The organism is Actinacidiphila polyblastidii, from assembly GCF_036353415.1.
GTDB lineage: Bacteria > Actinomycetota > Actinomycetes > Streptomycetales > Streptomycetaceae > Actinacidiphila > Actinacidiphila polyblastidii.
In genome coordinates this window covers 1-19204 of record NZ_JAZEWV010000024.1, presented here as the reverse complement: position 1 = coordinate 19204, position 19204 = coordinate 1, and the positions used below count along the sequence as shown (strand labels likewise).

The 19204-nt window shown below is 75.3% G+C and carries 15 protein-coding genes; 6 read left to right on the top strand and 9 right to left on the bottom strand.

Annotated features, from left to right (window positions below):
• Window positions 1-178 precede the first annotated feature (178 nt).
• The 3 genes from glgX to V2S66_RS24040 form a co-directional block, all read right to left on the bottom strand.
• Window positions 179-2347 carry a glycogen debranching protein GlgX gene (gene glgX, locus V2S66_RS24050; RefSeq protein WP_330798431.1) on the bottom strand — a complete coding sequence of 723 codons (2169 nt, stop codon included), beginning with the start codon at window positions 2345-2347 and terminating at the stop codon, window positions 179-181.
• Window positions 2348-2847: 500 nt separating this feature from the next.
• Window positions 2848-4458, bottom strand: coding sequence for an APC family permease (locus V2S66_RS24045; protein WP_330798314.1), 1611 nt, complete (start codon window positions 4456-4458; stop codon window positions 2848-2850).
• A 199-nt stretch (window positions 4459-4657) separates the two neighbouring features.
• On the bottom strand, window positions 4658-6025 hold the full coding sequence (locus V2S66_RS24040; protein ID WP_330798313.1) for an MFS transporter: 1368 nt from the start codon (window positions 6023-6025) through the stop codon (window positions 4658-4660).
• A 100-nt stretch (window positions 6026-6125) separates the two neighbouring features.
• Here V2S66_RS24040 and V2S66_RS24035 point away from each other — a divergent pair, with 100 nt between their 5' ends.
• Entirely contained in the window at window positions 6126-7016 is an 891-nt protein-coding gene (locus V2S66_RS24035; protein ID WP_330798311.1) for a LysR family transcriptional regulator, read from the top strand.
• Window positions 7017-7053: 37 nt separating this feature from the next.
• On the opposite strand, the gene V2S66_RS24030 is transcribed toward V2S66_RS24035, so the two are convergent.
• Together V2S66_RS24030 and V2S66_RS24025 are read right to left on the bottom strand one after the other, a co-directional pair.
• A complete protein-coding gene (locus V2S66_RS24030; protein WP_330798310.1) occupies window positions 7054-7263 on the bottom strand; it encodes a hypothetical protein in 210 nt (69 codons plus the stop codon).
• A 126-nt stretch (window positions 7264-7389) separates the two neighbouring features.
• Window positions 7390-8307, bottom strand: coding sequence for an NHL repeat-containing protein (locus tag V2S66_RS24025; RefSeq protein ID WP_330798308.1), 918 nt, complete (start codon window positions 8305-8307; stop codon window positions 7390-7392).
• Between the two features lie 431 nt (window positions 8308-8738).
• Between V2S66_RS24025 and V2S66_RS24020 the strand changes: the two genes are divergently transcribed.
• From V2S66_RS24020 to V2S66_RS24010, 3 genes are all read left to right on the top strand, one after another.
• A complete protein-coding gene (locus tag V2S66_RS24020; RefSeq protein ID WP_330798306.1) occupies window positions 8739-9134 on the top strand; it encodes a VOC family protein in 396 nt (131 codons plus the stop codon).
• A 356-nt stretch (window positions 9135-9490) separates the two neighbouring features.
• Window positions 9491-11476, top strand: coding sequence for an ABC transporter ATP-binding protein (locus V2S66_RS24015; RefSeq protein WP_330798304.1), 1986 nt, complete (start codon window positions 9491-9493; stop codon window positions 11474-11476).
• On the top strand, window positions 11473-13257 hold the full coding sequence (locus tag V2S66_RS24010) for an ABC transporter ATP-binding protein (RefSeq protein ID WP_330798302.1): 1785 nt from the start codon (window positions 11473-11475) through the stop codon (window positions 13255-13257). The genes V2S66_RS24015 and V2S66_RS24010 overlap by 4 nt, the downstream gene beginning before the upstream one ends.
• A gap of 72 nt (window positions 13258-13329) precedes the next feature.
• Here V2S66_RS24010 and V2S66_RS24005 read toward each other — a convergent pair whose 3' ends face one another.
• Window positions 13330-14562 carry a glycosyltransferase gene (locus V2S66_RS24005; RefSeq protein ID WP_330798300.1) on the bottom strand — a complete coding sequence of 411 codons (1233 nt, stop codon included), beginning with the start codon at window positions 14560-14562 and terminating at the stop codon, window positions 13330-13332.
• 302 nt (window positions 14563-14864) lie between these two features.
• Here V2S66_RS24005 and V2S66_RS24000 point away from each other — a divergent pair, with 302 nt between their 5' ends.
• Complete coding sequence (locus tag V2S66_RS24000; RefSeq protein ID WP_330798298.1) at window positions 14865-16343, top strand: condensation domain-containing protein; 1479 nt, start codon at window positions 14865-14867, stop codon at window positions 16341-16343.
• A gap of 108 nt (window positions 16344-16451) precedes the next feature.
• Here the strand turns inward: V2S66_RS24000 and V2S66_RS23995 are convergent, their stop codons facing one another.
• From V2S66_RS23995 to V2S66_RS23985, 3 genes are all read right to left on the bottom strand, one after another.
• The gene (locus V2S66_RS23995; RefSeq protein WP_330798296.1) at window positions 16452-16985 is read right to left on the bottom strand and encodes an SRPBCC family protein; all 534 of its coding nucleotides are present in this window, start codon (window positions 16983-16985) and stop codon (window positions 16452-16454) included.
• The gene (locus V2S66_RS23990; RefSeq protein WP_330798294.1) at window positions 16982-17308 is read right to left on the bottom strand and encodes an ArsR/SmtB family transcription factor; all 327 of its coding nucleotides are present in this window, start codon (window positions 17306-17308) and stop codon (window positions 16982-16984) included. Before V2S66_RS23990 ends, V2S66_RS23995 begins: the two co-directional genes overlap by 4 nt.
• Window positions 17309-17397: 89 nt before the next feature.
• Window positions 17398-18183 carry a hypothetical protein gene (locus V2S66_RS23985; RefSeq protein WP_330798293.1) on the bottom strand — a complete coding sequence of 262 codons (786 nt, stop codon included), beginning with the start codon at window positions 18181-18183 and terminating at the stop codon, window positions 17398-17400.
• Between the two features lie 533 nt (window positions 18184-18716).
• On the opposite strand from V2S66_RS23985, the gene V2S66_RS23980 reads away from it, so the two are divergent.
• Window positions 18717-19094, top strand: a complete 378-nt coding sequence (locus V2S66_RS23980) for a hypothetical protein (protein ID WP_330798291.1) — start codon at window positions 18717-18719, stop codon at window positions 19092-19094.
• The last annotated feature ends 110 nt before the right edge of the window (window positions 19095-19204 follow it).

Here is a 19204-nt window from a genome sequence, read left to right as displayed (position 1 = left end):
CGGCCAGGCGGGCGCCGGCGGCGGCGGCCATGCTCGTGCGCGGACCGCCGGCGTCGTACCCCGCGGTGGCTTGCAGGCCGCCGCCAGGTGCGACGCCGCGGGGTACCACGCCGGTGACCGCGGCCGCCAGGTCGCGGCGCGCGGACTCCCCCGCCGGAGGAGCCAGGGACCACGGGAACTAGGGGCGGCGCTTGCGGCGGGGGTTCAGCCAGGAGGTGCGGCGGGCCAGGCCGCCGCCGTGCCCGTACGGGCGGGTCAGGAGGACGGCGGTCCTGGCCGGGACGGGGAGGGTGCCGCCGGCCTTGATCTCGGTCTCGTCGGCGGCGTCGGGCTCGGCGGCGGTGTCCACGATGATCTTCCACGACTCGCCGAAGGTGCGGTCGGGGAGGACGAAGTCCACCGGTTCCCAGTGGGAGTTGAGGAGCAGGACGAACGAGTCGTCGACGATCTGCTCGCCGCGCGGCCCGGGTTCGGCGATGGCCGCGCCGTTGAGCATCAGCGCGACGGCGTGGGCGTCGGCCCGGTGCCAGTCCGCCTCCTGCATCTGCCGGCCGCCCGGCGTCAGCCACACCGCGTCGCCGCGGCCGGTGCCGTCGGGGTCGCCGCGCAGGAAGCGGCGGCGGCGGAAGACGGGGTGCTCACGCCGCAGGGCGATGAGGCGGCTGGTGAAGTCGAGCAGGCCGCGGCGCTCGGCGTCGAGGTCCCAGTCCACCCAGCTGAGTTCGCCGTCCTGGCAGTAGGCGTTGTTGTTGCCCTGCTGGGTGCGGCCGAACTCGTCGCCGTGGCTGATCATCGGCACGCCCTGCGAGAGCAGCAGGGTGGTCAGCAGGTTGCGCTGCTGGCGGGCGCGCAGGGTGAGCACGTCGGCGTCGTCGGTGTCGCCCTCGGCGCCGCAGTTCCAGGACCGGTTGGTGCTCTCGCCGTCCTGGTTGCCCTCGCCGTTGGCGTCGTTGTGCTTGTCGTTGTACGAGACCAGGTCGCGCAGCGTGAACCCGTCGTGGCAGGTGATGAAGTTGACCGAGGCGCGGGGGCGGCGGCTGTCGTCCTGGTAGAGGTCGGAGGAGCCGGTCAGCCGCGAGGCGAGGTCGGGAAGCGTGGAGTCCGACGCCCGCCAGAAGTCGCGCACGGTGTCACGGTAGCGGCCGTTCCACTCGCTCCACAGCGGCGGGAAGTTGCCCACCTGGTAGCCGCCCTCGCCGACGTCCCAGGGCTCCGCGATCAGCTTGACCTGCGAGACCACCGGGTCCTGCTGGACCAGGTCGAAGAAGGACGACAGCCGGTCCACCTCGTGGAACTGCCGGGCCAGCGTCGCCGCCAGGTCGAACCGGAAGCCGTCCACGTGCATCTCGGTCACCCAGTACCGCAGACTGTCCATGATCATCTGCAGTACGTGCGGACTGCGCATCAGCAGGCTGTTGCCGGTGCCCGTGGTGTCGAAGTAGTGCGCCGGGTCGTCGTCCACCAGGCGGTAGTAGGCGGCGTTGTCGATGCCGCGGAAGGAGAGGGTGGGCCCCATGTGGTTGCCCTCGGCGGTGTGGTTGTAGACGACGTCGAGGATGACCTCGATGCCGGCCGTGTGCAGCGCCTTGACCATCGACTTGAACTCGGCGACCTGCCCGCCGCGGCCGCCGGTCGCCGCGTAGCCGTTGTGCGGGGCGAAGAACCCGATCGTATTGTAGCCCCAGTAGTTGCGCAGGCCCCGGTCCAGCAGGTGCCCGTCCTGCACGAACTGGTGGACCGGCATCAGCTCCACGGCGGTGACGCCCAGCCGCCGCAGATGGTCGACCACGTCCGGGTGCGCCAGCCCGGCGTAGGTGCCGCGCAGCTCGGCCGGCACCGACGGGTGACGCATCGTCAGTCCCCTGACGTGCGCCTCGTAGATCACCGACTCGTGGTAGGAGTGGCCCGGCGCGCGGTCGTCACCCCAGTCGAACCTCTCGTCGGCGACCACCGAGAGCATCGCGTGCGCCCGGCTGTCGAGGGTGTTGCGCGCATCCGGATCGGCGAACGGGTAGCCGAACAGCGACTCGTGGCCGTCCGCCTGGCCCTCGACCGCCTTGGCGTACGGGTCGAGCAGCAGCTTGGCCGGGTTGCAGCGGTCGCCGCGGGCCGGATCGTACGGGCCGTGCACGCGGTAGCCGTAGCGCTGGCCAGGGCCGACACCGGGCAGGTACGCGTGCCAGATGAAGCCGTCCACCTCGCTCAGCTCCACCCGGGTCTCGCGCCCGCGGTCGTCGAGCAGGCACAGCTCGACCCGGTCGGCGACGCTGGAGTACAGCGCGAAGTTGGTGCCCGCGCCGTCGTAGGCGGCGCCCAGCGGGGCGGCCCGGCCGGTCCATTTCTTCACCGTCCGGGCGGCGGACCTGCGCTGCCCGCGCTGCTCTGCCCGCTCACCTCCGCGCTGCCGTCCGATTCCCAGACCGCCGCGCACCACGTCAGACCCGTCCACCCCAACACCCTTCTTCACCTGCCCTGGCTACCCCCGGGCGTATACCCGCCCGCACGGCTCGCTACCGCGCCGGCCGCCGGTCGCGTCGCGCGGCCCGCTCAGGCTCCGCGACGAGCAGCGTCTGCAGGACGCGTCCGCAGTCGCCTGGCGCGTCGTCCAGCCGGCCGACGGCCGGCCCGGAGCCCGGCCGGGCGGGCCGCGGTCGCCGAGGTCAGGCAGAGCCGCTCACCGACCGGACCGGGTGGAACGCCTCGGGCAGCGGCGCCGCGCCGCCGGCCGGCGCGGGGGTCTTCTCCCGCGGGGCGGGGGCCATGGCGCTCCCCCGCGACGTCGTCCGACGACGGGTCCCGGCAGCGTATGCGGCGGTGGTTCCGCCGGTGCGTTCGGCTCCGGGCGTGTCACGCCGCGGCGTGCGTACGGCCCTGGTGGCGGACCCCCGAGGCGACGGCCCAGGCGAACACCGCCAGGGAGAAGACCGCGACGGCCGCCGAGTCCCACGGCTGGGGCAGGCGGCCCGAGCCCTTGAAGCCGCCGAGCCAGGACAGCAGGCACAGGCCCGCGAGGTAGACCACCAACCAGGCCCCGTCGCGCAGTTCGGCCGGCAGCGGGGCCGCCGTACGGTCGCGTCGCAGGACGAGGAAGAGCGGCAGCCCGACCAGCACCAGCGGCAGCGCGAGCCGCAGGTCGTGCCAGCCGGACCAGTAGACGAACTCGCCGGAGACGACGAAGGCGATCGGCGCGATCCAGCGCAGCCCCGGCACCCACCCGGCCAGCCGCTCCCCGGTGCTCGCCCGGAAGACCGCCGCGGCGACCGTCGAGGAGGCGTAGATCAGCAGGTACATGTCGCCCATGACGGCGACGATGTCCTGCCAGCCGCCGAACGGCAGCAGGAACACCACGATCACCGCGAGGTTCAGCGCCAGCGCCCGGTGCGGGATGCCGAACCGGCTGTCGACCTGCATCACAGAGCGGGGCAGCAGCCCGTTCTTGGCCAGGGCGTAGGTGTGCCGGGCGTCGATCGCCACTCCGACGTACGCGGAGCCGCCCGGCGAGACCACCGCGTCCGCGTAGAGCAGGGCGGCCAGCCAGTGCAGGTTGAGCAGCAGCGCGAGCTGGCCGAACGGAGAGTCGAAGTCGACGCCCTGCCAGCCCTGGCCGAGCAGCCGGTCAGGCACCGCGAGCAGGAAGGCGAGTTGCAGGCCCAGGTAGAGCAGCACCGAGACGGCGATGCCGCTCAGCACCGACGAGGGGATGGTGCGGCGCGGGTCGCGGGCCTCGCCGGAGAAGTCCAGCGGAGCCTGGAAGCCGTTGACGGAGTAGACGATGCCGCCGGCGGACAGTGCGCTCAGGCAGGCCGACCAGCCGTACGGTGCGAAGCCGCCGTGGCCGGTGAGCCGGCCGCTGCCGTGGGCGCCCGAGGCCAGCAGCGCGGCCACCGTCACGATCGGCATGATCACCTTGAACACCGACACCGCGTTGTTGAGCCGCGCGAACAGCCGCACCCCGAACCAGTTGAGCGCGCTGAGCACCGCGCTCAGCGCCAGCGCGAGGCCCAGCCCGGCGGCGGTGAGGGTGCTGCCGTTGTACAGGCCGGGCAGGTAGTGAGAGGCGTACTGCATGATCGCGGTGATCTCCGCCGCGGTTCCGCCCACCGACAGCAGCACCGACCAGCTGACGACCGTGCCGACCAGCCGGCCGCTGGCGTACAGCGGCCAGCGGGCGGTCCCGCCGCCCTCGGGCCGGGTGGCGCCCAGCTCCACCATCACCAGTGCGACGAGCGCGCTGAGCAGGCCGGCCGCCAGCCACGAGACCAGCGAGGCGGGACCGGCCGTCTGCGCCGCGTACATCGCCGCGAACAGCCAGCCGGAGCCGAGGATGTTGGAGAAGCCGACGGCGGTCAGGCCCCAGTAGCCCAGGCCCTGCCGGAGCTTGCGCTCCTGCCCGGCGGCGGCAGCGGCCCCCGCCGCCAGGCCCGCCGTCGGTTCCCGCCGCGGTCCGTCCTGCGCCATGCCCGCTCCTCGTCTCCACCCCCACGCCGGCCCCGGCCGGCTGCTGCCCGTCCCTGCCGCGGGACGTGTGCGGGCGTGTCCCGCGGCCCTGGTCACCGTCTTCACCGGAACGAAACCACGATCCGCCGCCGGCGCCACGGGAACGCGCCGGGAAGGCGGGCGCGCTGGCCTCCGCGCGGCCCCCGGCCCCCCTCTCCCCTCAGGCCGGAGTGCGGCGGCCCCGCAGCACCCGCGCAAGGTACGGGCCCGCCGCGGCGAGCGCGCAGACCACGCCGGGCAGCAGCAGGCCGCCGCCGGAGACGAACGCCCCGGCCACGGCGACGCCGAGCGTCGCGCCCAGTTGCCGGGCGGCGTTGAGCACGCCGCCCGCCGCGCCGGCCGATCCGGGCGGCGCCAGGGTGACGACCGCCGTGGTGAGCGCGGGCAGCGGCAGGGACACCCCGCAGCCGGCCGCGACCAGTCCCGCGGCGAGCACCGCGAAGGGCGCCGCGCTCCACATCGCGCCGCCGGTGACGCCACCGGCCGCGGCCAGCAGGCACAGTCCGGCCCGTACGGTGGAGCCGGAGCCGTACCGCGCCACCAGGCGCCGCGTGACCAGCAGCGGGTTGACCACGGTGGGCACCGTCAGCGGCAGGAACGCCGCGCCGGTCGCGACCGCGCCGTACCCGCGGGTGTGCTGGAGCAGCAGCGGGAGCACGAACAGCACCCCGGTGAGCGCGAATCCCACCGCGGCGCCCGCCACCAGCATCGCGGGCATCCCCGGCGCGCGCAGCAGCCGCGGATCGAGCACCGGCGCCGCGGCCCGCCGCTGCCGGGCGGCGACCAGCGCGCCCACCGCGCCCGCGCCCAGCGCCGAGCACACCCCGTGCGCCACCGCGTGCGCGCCGAAGGCGATCAGCGCGTCGGTGGCCAGGCCCAGCGCGGCGCACGTCCCGGCCTGCGCGGCCCAGTCCACCCGCCGCGGCCCGGAAGGACAGCGCGCCGCGCCGCCCGCGACGAGGACGAGGGCCGCCGCGGCGAGCGGGCCGTTCACGACGAACACCGCCCGCCATCCGGCCAGCGCGACCAGCACGCCGCCGAGCACCGGGCCCGCGGCCAGCGCGGCGCCGCTGACGGTGGCCCACACCGCGACCGCGCGGGCCCGCCGGGCCGGTTGCGGATACAGCCTGGTGATCATCGCCATGGACGCGGGCACGCAGGCCGCCGCCGCCGCGCCCAGCACCGCGCGCAGCGCCACCAGCGTCCACAGGCCCGGCGCGGCCGCGCACAGCAGCGACCCGGCACCGAAGACGGCCACCGCGGCGCGGAAGACGCGGTGGGCGCCGTAGCGGTCGGCGACCGCCCCCGCCGACAGCAGCAGCGCCCCGAACACCACGGTGTAGGCGGTGACCACCCATTGCAGTCCGGCGGTCGAACTGCCCAGCGAGCGGGCCAGGTCCGGTTCGGCGACGGACAGCGCCGTCGTGTCCAGCAGCACCATGAAGTAGCCGAGCGAGACACCCAGCAGGGCGGGGGCCGTACGGGTCGGGGCGGCCGGCGGCGTGGTGGTGGAGAGCGTGTGCGACATGCCGCCACCGTCGCCGCCCCGGCCGCCGCCGGCCACCGGTCCCGCCGCACGCCGCGTTCGGCGACGCCGAACGCGGCGCCCGGGATGCGACGATGTCCGCATGGAACTGCGGCAGTTGCGGACCTTCGAGGCGGTGGTCCGGGAGGGCAGCGTCACCGACGCGGCCAACCGCCTGGGCCTCGCGCCCTCTTCGGTCTCCCAGGCGGTCCGTGCGCTGGAACGGACCCTGGACGTCGAGCTGTTCGTGCGGGAGCCGCGCGGGATGCGGACCACCCCGGCCGGCGAGCGCCTGCTGGTGTGGGCCCGCCGGCTGCTCGATCAGGCCGAGCAGGCGCGGCGTGAGGTGACCGACGCGGGCCGCGAGCGTCCCGTCGTACGGCTCGGCGCGCTGGAGTCGATCGCCGCCTCCGTCGCGCCCGGCATCCTGCGGCGGCTCGCGGAGCGCCGGCCGGAGCTGCGCGTCGACGTACGGTCGGAGCTGGACCGCTCGGCGCTGCTTGAGGCGGTCGCCGTAGGGGAGGTCGACGCCGGCCTGGTGCTGGACACCGGCGACACGCTCGGCGACCTCGGCTTCCCGCTGCCGGCCGGCGGGGAACTGGACTTCCTCGACCTGGACCCGGTGCCGCTGCGCCTGGTCGCCGCGCCCGGCCACCCGCGGGCGGGCGAGGTGCTCGGCCCGGCGGACCTGCGCGGGGAGCGGCTGCTGGTCAACGCCAGCTCTGCCTGCTCCTTCGCGCTGGCCGCCCGGCGGCTGTGCGGCCCGGAGGTCGAACGGGTCAGCGCCGGCAGCGTCGCGGTGATGCGGGCGTGGGCCCGCCAGGGGGTCGGCGTGGCGCTGCTGCCCGAGTTCGCCGTCGCCGACGACCTGGCCGCCGGTGCGCTCACCGCCCTGCGCCTCCCGACCCCCACGCTGCGGCTGCGGCTGACCTGGGCGTCCGCGCGCGCCGCGCACCCTCCGACGCGCGCGCTCCTCTACGCGGCGGGCGGATGACCGGGAGCGCCGGCCGGCCCGCCCGGGAGGTGGAGCCTCACCCGGCCTGGACGCCGGCGGCGACGGCGTCGGCGGAGACGTCTCTCGGCACCGAGTCGTTGTAGACGTTCGCGGGCGCGCTGTCGCGGTGGAGGTTCACCGGCGGCGAGGCGGCGGCCGCCGAGGACGTGCCGGTGGCGGCCACCAGTCCCGCGCAGGCCAGGGCGCCGGCGGCCAGGACACGAGCGGTGTGCGAGCGGATCTTCATGGCGAGTGTCTCCCCCTGGACGGCAACGGCTGACCCTACGAGCATGAGCGATCCGCCGGGACGGCGGAGCGGTTTCGGTTCTTCGACGTTGCCGTGGCGGCGTACCGGGCTCCCCCCGGCGGGGGGTCAACCGGCCGCGTGGATGGGCGGCCGGCTCCATCCCGGCTGTGCGTTCGCCGGCGGGAACGCGAGGCCGGTCGGCGTGTCGAGGCCGGTGAGGGGAAGCGTGGCCTGACCGCCGCCCGCCGGGCGCACGCGCACCACCCGGTTGTGGAAGCCGTCGGCCACGTAGAGGCCGCCGCGCCCGTCGAGGGCGAGGCCCAGCGGATCGCTGAGCCCGGTGACGGGCACCGTGCTCTGCCGGCCGCCGCGCGCGGACACCTCCACCACCCGGTTGTTGCCGCTGTCGCTGACGAAGAGGTCCCCCGCCGCGTCGAGGGCGAGACCGGTCGGCTGCGAGAGGCCGACGGTGGGCACGGTGCTCTGGCCGCCGTCCGCGGAGACCCTGACGACCCGGTCGTTGACGAAGTCGGAGACGTACAGCGTCCCGTCGGCCCCGAGCGCCAGCCCCCAGGGGTGCAGCAGGCCCGTGGTGGGGACGGTCGTCTGGGCGCCGCCGCCCGCGGGCACCTTCACCACGCGGTCGTTGAAGCTGTCGGCGATGTAGAGGTTGCCCGCGCGGTCGACGGCGAGGCCGAGCGGGCGCGACAGGCCGTCGGTGGGCACGGTGGACGGCGCCCCGCCGCCGCGGGGCGACTCCACCACCCGGTTGTTGCCGGTGTCGGAGACGAAGAGGTCGCCGGCGGCGTCCCAGGCCAGCCCGGTCGGGTGCACCAGGCCGTCCAGCGGCAGGGTGGTCCGACCACCGCCGAGCGGGGGGAGCGCCACCACCCGGCCGTTGCCGTAGTCGGACACGTACAGCGGCCGGTTGCCGTCCGGGGGCGCCCCGCCCGGCCGCGCCGCCCCGCCCGGCCGCGCCGCCGCGCCCGCCGTGGCGCCACCGGAGGCGAGGGGCAGCGCGCAGAGCGCCACCAGCGCGGTCACGACCGCGAGCCGCCGCGTCCGCGCCCTCGTCCCGCGGGCGGCCGGCGACGGCTCGCGTGCCGGCGATTGCGCTGTCCTGCGTTCCACGACCCACCCACCTCTTCCTGACGGTCCCCCGTCGACAAGCGCCGACCCTAGGCGGCGCTTCCGGCGGGCGCGGGAGCCACGCCCGCGACCGCCCCCGCCGCCACTCCGATGCCCGCCTGCCCGCTTGCCCGCTTGCCCGCTTGGCGGGCGGCCGGGTCGCCAGGTCGCCGGGTCGCACGCCGGGGCGGAATCCTCGGCGGACTGTCCAGTGCGGCGCCGCCCGTTCGTCGTCGTGGGTGCCCGGCCCTGTTCCGGTGCGGCGCCGCCGGGACACGCGGGGTCCGGGCGCTCGCGGCGTCCGACCGGGCGCGGCGCACCGATGCGGGAAGCGAGGCAGACCGAGAGTGATCGCGAAACTCAAGCGGCTGGAGGTCATCACCCTGTTCGCCGAGGACCTGGCGGCCACCAAGGCCTTCTACACCGACGTGCTGGGGCTGCCGACGGTCTACGAGGACGAGGTCTCCGCGGTGGTCCAGATGGACAACCTGATGATCAACGTGCTCCAGGTCTCCCAGGCCCCCACGCTGGTCGAGCCGGTGGAGGTCGCGGGTCCCGGCGGCACGCGGCTGCTGCTGACCCTCGAGGTCGAGGACACCGACGCGGTCTGCGCCGAGCTGGAGTCGCACGGCGTGAAGGTGCTCAACGGTCCGGTGGACCGGCCCTGGGGGCGCAGGACCGCGGCGTTCGCCGACCCGGCGGGCAACGTCTGGGAAGTCGCCCAGGTCCTCCCGGGGTCCTGACCCGACGTCCCGCGAGCTCCGGCGGTGGCCATCGGCCTGGGCGCGTCAGTCACGCCGCGCCAGCCCGGCACCGGCCCCGCGACCACACGGGGCGGGCACGGTCTTCGGCCGCCCCGGTGGTCGCAGGACGTCCATCGCGCGCCCGGCGGTTCGTCGTGTCTGCGGCAGGACGCCGGCGGTCCGGCGCCGCCGGACCGCCGGGCCGGCGCGATCCGCTCCGCGGGACCCGGCACAGCACAACCACGAGAGAGCCAGGAGACGATGATTCCGAACTGCCGAGCAGGAGCAGGAGCGGCCCGTGCGGCGGGCGTCCGTCCGGCGACGACAGGACGTGCGCGGTGAGGGAGCGGCTGCGCGTGAGCACCCTGGGCCGGATGCTGGCCGAGCGCAGGGACATCCTCAAGCTGACCGGCCGGGCCGGCGTCCCGCTGATCGCCGCCACCGTGCTGCTGAACCTGCTGCTCGGTGTGCTGCCGGTGGTCTTCACGGTCTACGCGGCCGTGGTGGTCGGCCGGGTGCCCGCGGCGGTCAGGGACGGCATCGGCTCCGCCGCCTGGGACTCGCTGCTGCGCGCCTTCGCGGTGGGCGCCGCGGCCTTCGTCGCACAGCAGATCGCCGCCCCGCTGCGGGAGTCGGTGGGAGAACTGCTGGCCCGCAGGATCGACGGGCTCGTCATCGACTCGGTGATGCGGGCGGCGATGGGGACGACCGGGATCGGGCCGCTGGAGGACACCGCCGTCGTCCAGGACCTGCGCACCGCGGCGCGCGAGCTGGAGAACTGGGTGCAGAGCCCCGGCCAGGCGTGCGCCGGCCAACTCGCCCTGCACGCCCGCTACACGCAGCTCGCCGGCTACGCGGTGATCGTGGGCGCCGCGTTCTCCTGGTGGGCGGCGGCCGGGCTGGCGGCGGCGGTGGGGCTCTTCCGCTACGGGATGCGCGGCGGCCTGCGCAAGTACGCGGGGGTGCGGATCGGGCTCGACGCGGTGGAGTTGAAGAACGACTACCTGCGGGCGCTGACCATCGACTCGGCGGCCGCCAAGGAGATACGGGTCTTCGGCCTGCTGGAGTGGCTGCGCGACTACTGGCGCCGCTGCTACCTGGACTGGCTGGCCCCGCTGTGGACCGCACGCCGCCGCATCTACCTGTGGCCGTTCCTGTGGTTCACCGGCTGGACGCTGCTGGTGACCGCGGCGGTCCTGGGCGTGCTCGGCCATGTCGCCGCCGATCCGGGCTCCGATGTGACGCTGACGCGCTTCGCGATGGTCGTGACCGCCGTGCTCAGCGCCCTGCGGCTCGGCGACTTCTACCCCGAGTCGGACCTGCAGACCGCCGTGGGCATGCACGCGTACGACTCGGTGCGGCGCTTCTTCGCCGGGCTCGAGAGGGCCGCCGCGGCGAACGGCGGGCCCGCGGCGCCGAAGGAGGGCACTTCGGAGGCCGGCGGCGAGCCCGCGGCGCCGATGCCCGCGCCCCGCGGCTCCCTCCACTTCGACCAGGTGACCTTCAGCTACCCGGGCGAGGACCGGCTGGTCTTCGACCGGCTGGACCTGACCATCCCGGTCGGCCGGTGCACCGCCGTCGTGGGGGTGAACGGGGCCGGCAAGACCACCCTGGTCAAGCTGCTGGCCCGGCTGTACGAGCCGACCTCGGGCGCCGTCCGGGTGGACGGCGTCGACATCCGCGAGCGCGACGTCGAGGCGTGGCGGACCCATCTGGCGGTGATCTTCCAGGACTTCGCCCGCTACGAGGTCTCGGCCGCCGACAACGTGGCCTTCGGCGCGGTCGCGCACCGCGCCGACGCCGAGAGCGTACGGGCCGTCATCGACGCGGTCGGCCTGGGAGCGGCCCTGGACGCCCTGCCGCACGGCGCCGACACCCTGCTGGGCCGGCAACTCCCGGGCGGCGCGGACCTGTCGGGCGGCCAGTGGCAGCGGATCGCGCTGGCACGGGCGCTGTTCGCACTGCGCCACGGCTCCTCGGTGGTGGTCCTGGACGAGCCCACCGCGAGCCTGGACGTCCGCGCCGAGGCGGGGTTCTTCCGGGACTTCACCTCGCTCGCCGAGGGGGCGACCACCGTGCTGATCTCGCACCGCTTCTCCACGGTGCGGCAGGCCGACCTGATCGTCGTCCTCGACCAGGGCCGGGTCGCCGAGCAGGGCTCGCACGAGGAGCTGATGGCGCGTGACGGCGCCTACGCCCGCCTGTTCCGCCTGCAGGCGGAACGCTTCACGGACGACGCGGACGACGCGGACGACGCAGGCGGCGCGGACGACGCGGACGACGCGCTGCGCACGGGGAACGGCACGGGGAACGACGACGAGAGCGTGGAGGCAGGGCGATGAGGCAGACCGCGACCGGTTCGTGGCGGCTGCTGCGGATCGCCTGGGGCGTCAACCGGACGAAGTGCGTCACCGCGCTGTTCCTGATGGTCTCCGCGGCCGTCGCCGGCCCCGCGCTCGCCGCGTGCCTCGGGGCGATGACGAACGCGCTGGTGGCCGGGCACGGTGCGGCGGCCGCCTGGTACGGCGGCGTGGTCGCGCTGCTCGCGGTGGTCGCCATGTCGTTCGGCAACTTCGCCCACGTGGTGTACTTCGAGATGGCCGAGCTGGCGGAGATGGAGTTCGTGGAGCGCCTGATGGCACTCTCCAACGGCTCGGAGAGCATCGAGCACCACGAGCGCAGCGAGTACGCCGGGATGCTGACCGTGCTGCAGCCGGAGAGCCGGCGCTTCCCGAACGCGCTGCAGTCCCTGTTCGACTTCTTCGGCCTGCTGCTGGCCGTCGTCTTCACGGCGGTCCTGCTCGCCAGGGTCGATCCGCTGCTGCTCCTGCTGCCGCTGGCCGCGGTGCCGCCGCTGTGGGCGGGCGGGCGCGCGCAGGCGGTCATCGAGCGTGCGAAGACCGCGACGGCGACGGCCACCCGCGGCGCCCGGGGCCTGTTCCAGCTGAGCGCCTCGCCGCGGTTCGGCGGCGAGCTGCGGGTGTTCGACCTGGACCGGGAGATGCGCAGCCGGCACGCCGCGCTGTGGGAGGACGCCAGCCGCGGCCTGTGGCGGGCCAACACCGTCGCGGCGCTGCTGCGCGCGGCCGGCCAGCTGGTCTTCGGCCTGGCGTACATCGGCGCGGTGATCCTGGTGATCAGGAACGCCGTCGTCGACCACCGCGGCGTCGGCGAGGTGATCCTGGTCATCACCCTGGCCACGCAGGTCAACCAGCAGGTCTCGACCGCCGTGACGCTCCTGGGCGAGCTGCAGCGGATGACCGCCACGCTGCGCCGCCTGGACACCGTCGCGGAGCTGGTGGCCGCGCCGCGGGACGTCCCGGCCGATCTCGCGCCGCCGGAGCGCCTGACCGAGGGCATCCGCCTGGAGGACGTCGGCTTCACGTACACCGGCGCCCAAGCGCCCGCGCTGCGGGAGGTGTCGCTGACACTGCCCGCGGGGACGGTGGTGGCGGTCGTCGGGGAGAACGGCGCGGGGAAGAGCACCCTGGTCAAGCTGCTGTGCGGGCTGTACCGGCCGTCCAGCGGACGCATCCTGGTGGACGGCGAGGAGCTGCGCCGCATCCCGGTGGAGCAGTGGCGCGAGCGCGCCTCGGCGGGCTTCCAGGACTTCGTCCGCTACGAGTTGGCGGCCGGCACCACGGTGGGCCTCGGCGACGTGCCGCGGATCGACGACACGGCCGCGGTGCGCGACGCCCTGGAGCGCGCGCAGGCCGCGGACGTCATCGAGCGGCTGCCGGACGGCCTGGACACGCTGCTCGGCCGCAGTTACGCCGACGGCGCCGAACTGTCCGGCGGACAGTGGCAGAAGCTGGCGCTCGGGCGCGCGCTGATGCGGCAGAACCCGCTGCTGCTCGTCCTCGACGAGCCGACCGCCGCGCTGGACCCGGAGGCCGAGCACCGACTCTTCGAGCGGTACGCCGCCCAGGCCGTGCAGGTGGCGGCCGCCACCGGCGGCATCACGCTGCTGGTGTCGCACCGCTTCTCCACGGTCCGCATGGCCGATCTGATCGTCGTCGTCGACGACGGCCGGATCGTGGAGTCCGGCGACCACGCCTCGCTCATGGCCGCGCGGGGCCTGTACGCGGACCTCTTCGAGCTGCAGGCGGGCTCCTACCGCTGATCGGGCCGGGACGCCGATCCGGCCCGGTCGGCGGCCGGCCCGGACTCGGACCGGGCCCGCACTCGAATCAGCTCAGGGCAGCGGGAACGTGCGGACGACGGTGGCGCCGATGCGCTGGGCCTCCATCAGGAGATCGGGGGCCCAGCGCGGCCACAGCGCGGCCAGCCGGGAGGTGATCACCACGGTGTCCACCGCGCCGTCGGCCAGCGGTGTGCGCAGACCCACCGCGTGGTGGCCGAGGTGGGGGCCCGCGGCCAGGGCCCGGTCCAGCAGTTCGCGGTCGTAGTCCAGCGCCACCAGCGGTCGTGAGCCGGGCAGTTCCGCGCCGCACCCGATGACCGCGACGCGGTCACCGGTCGGCACGCGCGCCAGCGCGCGGGCGATCTCGCCGGCCACCGTCAGGTCGCGGCCGGCGCGGGCCACCTCCAGCAGCCCGCCGTACTCGCGGTCCCAGTCCCAGAACGGGCGGTTGATGCCGATCAGCGCCCAGCACAGCTCCATGACGGGATCAGGACGCGTCAGCAGGTGGCGGCGCATGTTCTCGCGCCAGCTGTCCAGTTGGGCCTTCACGTCGCGCTCGGAGGGGTGTTCGATCACCCATGCCTCGCGGGAGAAGTGGAAGACCAGGCCGTGGCGGTGGAGCCGGTAGGCGATCTCCAGGTCCTCGCCGCCCCAGTCGGTGAAGCCCTCGTCGAATCCGCCGACGGCCTTGAAGTGCCCCGCGTCCAGTGAGCAGTTGAGGGTGAAGCACAGGCCCCACGGGATGGTGCGGCGCTCGGGGTCGAAGCCGCACGCCTCCAGGGCGTTGTGCCGTACGTCGCGGAAGGCCGGGTCGTCGCCCATCCGCGCGACCGCGTCCTCGGGGTGCATGGCGCCGAGCATCTCGGCGACGCTCCACGGCGGCGCGTCGGGGTTGTACCCGTAGGCGTAGCCCAGCACCACGCGCCGGTCGCCCGCGGCGTGGGCGGCCAGGTGCTCGCGCAGGAAGTCCGGCCCGGGGATGGCGCCGGTGTCGAGGAAGCACAGGAGGCGGCCGGAGGCGAGCCGCGCGCCCGCGTTGCGCACCGTGGCGAGCCGGAACCCGAGGTCCTCCTGGTGGTGGAGGCCGATCCGCAGCCGGTCGCCGAACTCCTTGACGACGTCGGCCGTGTCGTCCGCGGAACCGTCGTCCGCGACGATGACCTCGAAGGAGTCCGCGGGCAGCGTCTGGCGGGCCAACTGCCGCAGCGTGGCCCGCAGCAGCGTGCTCTGGTTGTAGGTGGGGACGATCACCGAGATCTCGGGACGGTCTGCGGGCCCAGGCATGCGGGTCTCCTCCGGTGGTGCGGCGTCGGCCTCCCCTACGACGAACGCCGCCCGCCGTGATGGACGCCGGCCGCCGGGCGGGCGCCGGCTTCCGGCCGGGCCGGGTATACGCGAACGTGCGCAGGTCCGTGCCCCGGGGGCGCGTACCGGCGATCGGGCAGTCAGCGAGAAAGAACCGCGGCACGCATCACCGACCATGACCGGAGTGGCCGCGCACCGCCCCCGCCTTCGGGCGAGGAGGCAGCACCGTCATGCCGTCGCGGCGGGACGCGGGCCGAGCCGAACGAGACGATGGAGGCTCCGTGGAACACGTCCAGGGCCGGACCCCTCTCCCCGCGGGACACGCCGAAGACGACGCAGCCGAGAACGCGGACGGCCGCACCGGCCGTGCGGTGGACACCGGCGCCGCCAGACCCTCCGAGTGGACCCGTGTCCCGCTGTCCTTCCCGCAGGAGTTGTGGCACTCGGGCGACCAGGGTGACCGCAGCGGGTTCTTCGGCGCGGGCTTCACCATGGCCGACGCCTGGCGCGTCGACGGCAGTGTGGACGTCGCGGCGTTGCAGGGCGCGCTCGACGACCTGGTCGAGCGGCACGAGGTGCTGCGCACCGTGGTGGTGCGCGACGTGCGGCCGCCGCTCCAGGAGGTGCGGCCGGCCCGGCCGGTCCCGCTGCGGGTGCGCGACGTGCCGCTGCCGCCCGGACCGGGCCGCGACCGGCGGGCCGAGGAACTGCTGGCCGAGGCCGAGCAGTTGCCGGTGGACCCGCGCGCGGTGCCGCTGCTGGCGGCCGGCCTCGACCGGTTCGACGGGCAGGACGCCGTCCTCACGCTCGTCACCCACCACACCGCCTGCGACGAGTGGTCGGTGCAGGTGATGATCCGCGACCTCGCCGCCTTCTACACCGGGCGCACCTCCGGCCGACCCGCCGCGCTGCCGCCGGTCCGCCAGTACCGGGAGTTCGCCCGCTGGCAGCGGGAGGAGGGGGAGCGGCCGGACGCCGCCCAGGTGCGGGCGTACTGGAAGGACCGGATGCGCGGCGCCGGGATCTTCGCCGCGCCCACCGACCGGCCGGTGCCCGGTACCCGCGCCGCGCCGTGCTCCGCGCACCACTTCACCGTGGACGCGGAGGTGATGGCGGCGGCGGGCGCGCTCGCCGGCGAGTTGGGCGGCGGTCCCGAGGTCGTCGCGCAGGCCGCGTTCAACCTGCTGATCCACCACGTCGCCGGGACCACCGACCAGGCGGTGGACACCCTCACGTCCGGCCGGACCGACCCGCGCTTCGACGACACGGTGGGCGCGGTGATGAACTTCCTGGTCTTCCGCACCGACCTGGCGGCCTGCCACACCTTCCGCGACGTGCTGCGCGCCACCCACGAGACATGCCGGGAGGCGTACGCGCACGAGATGCCGATCAAGCACATCGAGTACGAGGTGCCCGAACTCATGGCCCCCAACGAGGAGCCGATGCGCACCAACTGCATCCTGGGGGTGTTTCCCGCGGTGCACGACGAGGCCGAACTCCCCCTGGCCGGCGGCCTGCGCAAGGTGCGGACCCGCACGGTGCCCACCCCGGTCGGCTCGTGGATACCGCACGGTGTCGCCTGGGCGCTGCACCTGGCCCCGAACGGCGCGCTCCACGGGTGCGTGCAGTACAACCGCGAGGAACTGGACGACGCCACCGTCGCCGGCTGGGCCGGCGCCTACCAGGACCTGCTGGCGGAAGGGGCCCGGCAGCCGGACGCCCCCTGGCGGTCCCTGGCGGGAGCGTCCGGGCGCACCTGAGCGACGCCGTCGCGCGGCCGCGCCCGCCCCGGGGAGCCGCCCCGGCCGCGGGCGGGCCGTCGCCGACCCGCCCGCAGGAGCCGAGTTGCCCGCAGGAGCCGGGCCGGCTCAGCCGCGGGCCACCGCGAGGTCGCGGTAGGAGGGGATGAGCTGCTCCCAGCGCGTGTGCCAGTCGCAGCGCTCCCGCCCTGCCAGGTGCGCGGCCAGGTCCTCCACGTGTGCCTGCCAGCCCGCTCCGTGGTTCGCCACCGCGGACACCGGGAGACCGCGCTCCTCCACCACCAGGCGGGTCTTCGCGCCCTCCGGCGTCAGCACGGCCTCGATCACCGTCTCGTCGCCGGTGTCCTGCTCGGTCGTCGTCACCCTCAGCCGGCGGCCCTCCTCGCAGACGTCCACCCGGCCCTGCCCCTCCCAGCCGCTGGTGAAGCGGATGTGGAACTCGCCGCCCCGCCGCAACTCGCCCTTGACGTCGGCGATCCAGCGCTCCAGCCGCCGGGGCTCGGTCAGCGCCCGCCACAGGTCGGCGGCGTCGGTGTCGTACACGTCCTCCATGCGGACGACCCCCCTTGCGCCCTCGGCGCGCAGCGTGCCGATGATCCGGACTCCCCCGGATACGACGTCGCTGATCTGCTGGTCGCTCATGTCGTGCTCCCTCGTTGGTGTTTCCCCCGCGCTACCTCGGTGTGCAGGGCGTCCATGCGCTGCTCCCAGATCTGCCGGTAGCCGTCCAGCCACTGGTGGACCTCGGCGAACGGCTCGGGCCGCAGCCGGTAGACGCGCCACTGCGCGTCCTGTTCCACCTCCACCAGTCCGGCCTCGCGCAGTACCCGCAGGTGCCGGGAGACCCCGGGGCGGGCGATGGGCACGAGTTCCGCGAGTTCCCCGGCCGTGGCCGGGCCCCGCAGCAGCGCCTCCAGGAGGACGCGCCGGTGCTGGTCCGACATCGCGTGCAGTGCAGCATCCACGAGCGTCAATGTACCCGATCGGGTACGTACCCATCAAGGTACATACGCGCCGGCGCCGGACGCCGGGGGACACGCCCGGTGAGCCCGGCTCAGGAGGCCAATGACGTCATGAGGTGGCGCATCGCCGTGGTGAGGGCCGGTCGCAGACCGGTGAGGTCGGGTTCCGGCGGCTCGCCACCGGTGTCCAGCGGGGACTCGCCGGGGCCGTTCCAGCGGCTGTAGCCGCTGACCTGGAGGGTGAGCACGGCCCCGCCGTGCAGCACGTCCAGGGTCTGGTCGGAGGCGCGCGGCTCCAGCAGATACGCCTCGTCGCCGACGCCCTCGACGGGATGGACGTCGGCCGCGGAGAGGTAGTCCGTCGTGGCGACCGTGACCAGTCCGCTGCCGTCCTGGGCGGCGCTCCCGGGGAGGCTGGAGACGCGGGCCCGACCGGCGTCCTCGAACTCCGCGCGGGGGTCGGTCCTCTTGTGCAGCTCCACGCTGACGGAGACGGTGTAGCCGGTCATCCAGCCGCCGCCCGCCGGGACGTCGGCGCTCAGCACGCACGACAGCTTGTCCACCGCGGGCGCCCTGCTCACGGTCGCGTCGGACACCGCGAAGCCCCTGGCGCCGAGCGCGTCCTTGAGGGGGCTGAGCGTGCCGCCGTCGCACGGGTTGCCCGCCAGGCGGTAGCCGTGCAGGTCGGGGCCCGTGGCGCCGGACCCGTGCAGCACGGCCGCCCACACCGCGGAGGCGACCACGACGCCACCCACCGCCCACAGCCACGGCGGGGCCGTGCGGCCACCCGCGACGACGGCCGCCGCGCCGGGCTCGCCCGGCACCCCCGCGGGCAGTTCCCCGCCCTGCCCGTCCGACATCTCCGGCTCGGTGATCACGCGCGGCTCCCCCTTCGCCTCACGCCCTCACCCTAGTGCGGCGGCGTCGCCCTCCACGGCGGGCCGACGGCGAATCCGGCGACCGGGCCGGGCGCCTCCAGCGGCAGGAGGTGGCCGCCGACCGGCAGGACGTGCGGCACGGCTCGCGCGAGGTGGGGCAGCAGGTGTGCGCGCAGGGCCTGCGGGGGTTCGACGGCGTCGTGCTCGCCTGCCAGGACGGGCGTCGGTCCGGGAGGGCGACCTGCCGGCCGAGGCCGATCTCGGCGCCGTCGGGCCGTTGCAGACCGCGGTCGAGGAGGCGGCGCACCCGGCCGGCGTTCTCCGGGCGGCCGAGGTGCGGAAGAAGGCCGCCAGGCTGGCCGCCGACTCCCCGGTCGCCGGCCCGAATCCGGCGGCCGCCGGCGCTGATCCGATGACCATGACTTCCTGACAGCTTCCTCACATGCTCCCGCCAGGGTGGGTGCCACGCCCGGAACCTGCTGCGACCCGGCACGCAGGTACCACTCGACTCCGGGCGGGAACTGGAGTTCTGCATGTCCCGACACCTCCGTCCGCGCCTCGCCCTCCTGACCGCCGTCGCGGCCGGAGCGGTGCTGCTGCCGGCCACCGCGGCGAGCGCGGCGCCCGCTTCCGGCTCGACTCCGGCCCCGAGCGCGTCCCCGGCTCAGCGGGCCGTGCCGACCAGCCGGCCGGTCCCGGTCCCCCGGTCCACGGCGAGCGCCCTGCGGGACCGGGCGGCGGCCGCGGGGAAGACGCCGCGCGGCGCGGTCGCCGCGGGTGAGGCCCCGGCCACCGGGTCCGGGTCCGGCGACGGCGCCGCCGTCGCCGGTTCGGCCGCGGGCGCGCTGCTGCTCGCGGGCGCGGGCACCTACGTGCTGCGCCGGCGGTCCGCCGCCCAGCGCAACGGCTGATCGCGCACCGCGTCCGCCGCACCCCGTGGTGGGGGGGGGGGGGGGGGGGGCGGGGGCCCCGCCCCCCCCCCCCCCCCCCCCCCCCCCCCCCCCCCCCCCCCCCCCCCCCC

What these genes read in the sequence shown, in the direction of transcription:
- V2S66_RS24045 (WP_330798314.1), bottom strand. Translation starts at nt 4,458, where the DNA reads ATGGCGCAGGACGGACCGCGGCGGGAACCGACGGCGGGCCTGGCGGCG.
- V2S66_RS24040 (WP_330798313.1), bottom strand. Translation starts at nt 6,025, where the DNA reads ATGTCGCACACGCTCTCCACCACCACGCCGCCGGCCGCCCCGACCCGT.
- V2S66_RS24035 (WP_330798311.1), top strand. Translation starts at nt 6,126, where the DNA reads ATGGAACTGCGGCAGTTGCGGACCTTCGAGGCGGTGGTCCGGGAGGGC.
- V2S66_RS24030 (WP_330798310.1), bottom strand. Translation starts at nt 7,263, where the DNA reads ATGAAGATCCGCTCGCACACCGCTCGTGTCCTGGCCGCCGGCGCCCTG.
- V2S66_RS24010 (WP_330798302.1), top strand. Translation starts at nt 11,473, where the DNA reads ATGAGGCAGACCGCGACCGGTTCGTGGCGGCTGCTGCGGATCGCCTGG.
- V2S66_RS24005 (WP_330798300.1), bottom strand. Translation starts at nt 14,562, where the DNA reads ATGCCTGGGCCCGCAGACCGTCCCGAGATCTCGGTGATCGTCCCCACC.
- V2S66_RS23995 (WP_330798296.1), bottom strand. Translation starts at nt 16,985, where the DNA reads ATGAGCGACCAGCAGATCAGCGACGTCGTATCCGGGGGAGTCCGGATC.
- V2S66_RS23980 (WP_330798291.1), top strand. Translation starts at nt 18,717, where the DNA reads ATGTCCCGACACCTCCGTCCGCGCCTCGCCCTCCTGACCGCCGTCGCG.